Consider the following 2,744-nt stretch of genomic DNA (forward strand, 5'->3'; position numbering starts at 1 on the left):
TCTGCGAACTGCAGGATCTTGTAGTCGAGCGTGAACGCGCCCACGTAGACCGCCGTGTTGCTGCCCGCCAGGTCCGCCGGCCGCTGCCCGCCGTCCTCCAAGGCCTCCCAGGCCACTTCCAGGAGCTTGCGCTGCTGGGGGTCCATGTGGTCGGCCTCGCGACGGCTGATGCCGAAGAAGGCGGGTTCGAACTCGTCGAAGCCGTCGATGTATCCGCCCCGGCCGCCCACCAGCCGCCCGGGCTTGTCCCGGTGACCGCTGCGGTGCGTGGTGACGTCGTAGCGGTCCGGCGGCGTGGGGGTGACGCAGTCCTTGCCGTCCAACAGGTTCTGCCAGAAAGCACGGTGGTCCGAAGCTCCGCCGGGCAAGCGGCAGCCGATGCCGATGATCGCGATTTTGCCCGTGGAGACGTCGTTGGTCGCGTCAGCCAAGTTCGCACACTCCTCATCAAGTGGTCGCGCAGCCACAGGCGGCGCCCAGGTCAGCGGTGCGGGGCCCGAGGGCCCTTTCAGGCGATGCCGTCCCCGGGCCGCTTCGCGCGGCGCCACGGACGGAAGAGACTGCCGAGGATCTCGCCGGTCCCGGGGAACGAGGTGGGATCGCTGAGACCGACCGCGGCCGGCTCACGGCCGGGCCGCCAGGTGAAGCTGCCGAAGAGGTGGTCCCAGCACGACAGGTCGGAGCCGTAGTGGCCGGCCTCGGACAGGTCCGTGCTGTGGTGCAGGCGGTGCTGTTCCGGGCTTGCCAGGAGGTGGTTGAGCCGGCCGATCCGCACGTCGATGTTGGCGTGGACGAAGTAGCCCTGCGCGGCGACGAAGAGTCCGGTGGCGAGCACGGACCCCTGGGAGAACCCTGCCAGTGCCAGGGTGAGCTGGACGGCACCCTGGGCGAGGACGATGTCGAGCACGTGGTTGACGCCGTTGTTGGCGACATTGACCTTCTGCGGGACGTGGTGGACCCCGTGCAGCCGCCACAGGACGGGGCTGGTGTGCCCCAGACGGTGGACGAGATAGCTGGCGAGCGAACCGCTCAGCAGAGCGGCCGGGATCTCCACCCCCAGCGGGAGCACCGGGTCGGCCGGGGAGATCATTCCCACCGTCGTCGTGACGGAGAACTGTGCCAGCGCGCTCCCCGCCATGGTCAGAAGGAAGTAGACGCCGTACCAACGCCATTCGGCTGCGTCGGGGTGCCAGTCGCGCCGGTGCGGAATCAGCCTTTCGAGGACGGTGAGATACACCAGGGTGCCGACGAGGAAAAGAGGACTCACGCGTTCGGGATTCCAGTCCAGCAGCAGTGCCGCCGTCGCCACCAGAAAGGTGGCCGTCAGGAGCACGGGATAGGCGAGAGAGCCGAGAACGCGCCGTCCGGGCCGGAGAGCGGAAGGCCGGGGTTGCGGGAGCGCCGTGGGGCCGGTGGAGTCATCGATGGGCCATTCGTTTCCGTGCACCCGGAAATCCTCCGTAGGAATTGCGGGACAGTTCTTGGCCTCGGTTCCTGCGTCATTGCAGGTGGGGTGGGGCCATCGAATGCATGAGGAAGTCTCAGGGGCTGTACGGGAGGATGCGCTGTCTTGTCTGGTGGCGCCCGTGCGAATTCGGCGACACGGGCGGCGGGAGACAATTCCTGCGGAGCGGGTGACCGTGTGGTCGTCCCTCATTTTTCGCCCTGTGCGAGCTCGGTTGATTCTTTTCCGCTTCCTGCGGATTCAATCCTCGACCGATGATGTGTTGAGATCGCCCCCCGGAGTGCCGTAGTCGGCCTCCCGATTATTGAACAGGGGTACGTGGCGATGCGGAACAGGGACCGGACTTCTGTCGCCGATGTGAGTGACTTAGTCATGTTGGCGTTCTGATGTGGTATTCAGAACATCATCTTTATGGGGTGGTCGGGTCCAGGGTGAGAAGCCGGGCCTGGGCTGTACCGGTCCGGGCGGGGGAGACCGCGGGCGGGTGGCGGCCGGCCGGGCCGCGCGCCGGGCCGTCACCCGTGCGACCCGCCCGGAAGGCTTCCCGCGCGTGATTGCACCAGACTCTGAGGCACCGATGATCTTCAGTCCCCCGTCCGGGTGGATGGCCGCGGAAGGTGAGACGCCGAGAGCCTTCGGAAAGGGGCGGATGCATGGCCGGATCGAGGAAACGCCCGGGGGCACCCCGGCCGAGGCGCGACAGTCAGGCCGTGGACCGCATGCTGCGGACGGTCGTGCGCCGCCGCAAGAAGTCCTTCAGTGCGGCGGACGTCACCGTCACCGATCCACCGAAGGTGCGCCGGGCGGTCACCGCCGCCGCACTCGGCAACACCATGGAGTGGTTCGACTTCGGCGTCTACGCCTATCTGGCCGGAACCCTGGGCAAAGTGTTCTTCCCGTCCAGTTCGCCCGGAGCTCAGGTGGTGTCGACCTTCGCCACCTTCGCCGCCGCGTTCCTGGTACGGCCGCTCGGCGGGCTCGTCTTCGGCCCGCTCGGGGACCGGGTGGGCCGGCAGAAGGTCCTCGCGCTGACCATGATCATGATGGCGGCGTCCACCTTCGCCGTCGGCTTCCTCCCCACCTACGCCGCGGTCGGCTTCGCGGCCCCCCTCCTGCTCCTGGTGTGCCGGCTCGTGCAGGGCTTCTCCACGGGCGGCGAGTACGCCGGAGCGACCACCTACATCGCCGAGTACGCCCCCGACAAACGGCGCGGCTTCCTCGGCAGCTGGCTGGACTTCGGCACCTTCGTCGGCTACTCCCTCGGCTCCGGCCTGGTCAC

The 2,744-nt window shown here is 68.0% G+C and carries 3 protein-coding genes; 1 reads left to right on the forward strand and 2 read right to left on the reverse strand.

Annotation, left to right across the window (positions count from 1 at the left end):
• Both ACFWEP_RS11385 and ACFWEP_RS11390 read right to left on the reverse strand, forming a co-directional pair.
• Window positions 1-431: polyketide synthase (locus ACFWEP_RS11385; RefSeq protein ID WP_387368822.1), on the reverse strand; the 431-nt coding region annotated here is incomplete at its 3' end.
• Between the two features lie 77 nt (window positions 432-508).
• On the reverse strand, window positions 509-1,333 hold the full coding sequence (locus ACFWEP_RS11390; RefSeq protein WP_387368864.1) for a sterol desaturase family protein: 825 nt from the start codon (window positions 1,331-1,333) through the stop codon (window positions 509-511).
• A gap of 851 nt (window positions 1,334-2,184) precedes the next feature.
• Between ACFWEP_RS11390 and ACFWEP_RS11395 the strand changes: the two genes are divergently transcribed.
• Window positions 2,185-2,744: MFS transporter (locus ACFWEP_RS11395; RefSeq protein WP_387368866.1), on the forward strand; the 560-nt coding region annotated here is incomplete at its 3' end.

The organism is Streptomyces sp. NPDC060198, assembly GCF_042728415.1.
In the GTDB taxonomy this organism is placed as follows: domain Bacteria; phylum Actinomycetota; class Actinomycetes; order Streptomycetales; family Streptomycetaceae; genus Streptomyces.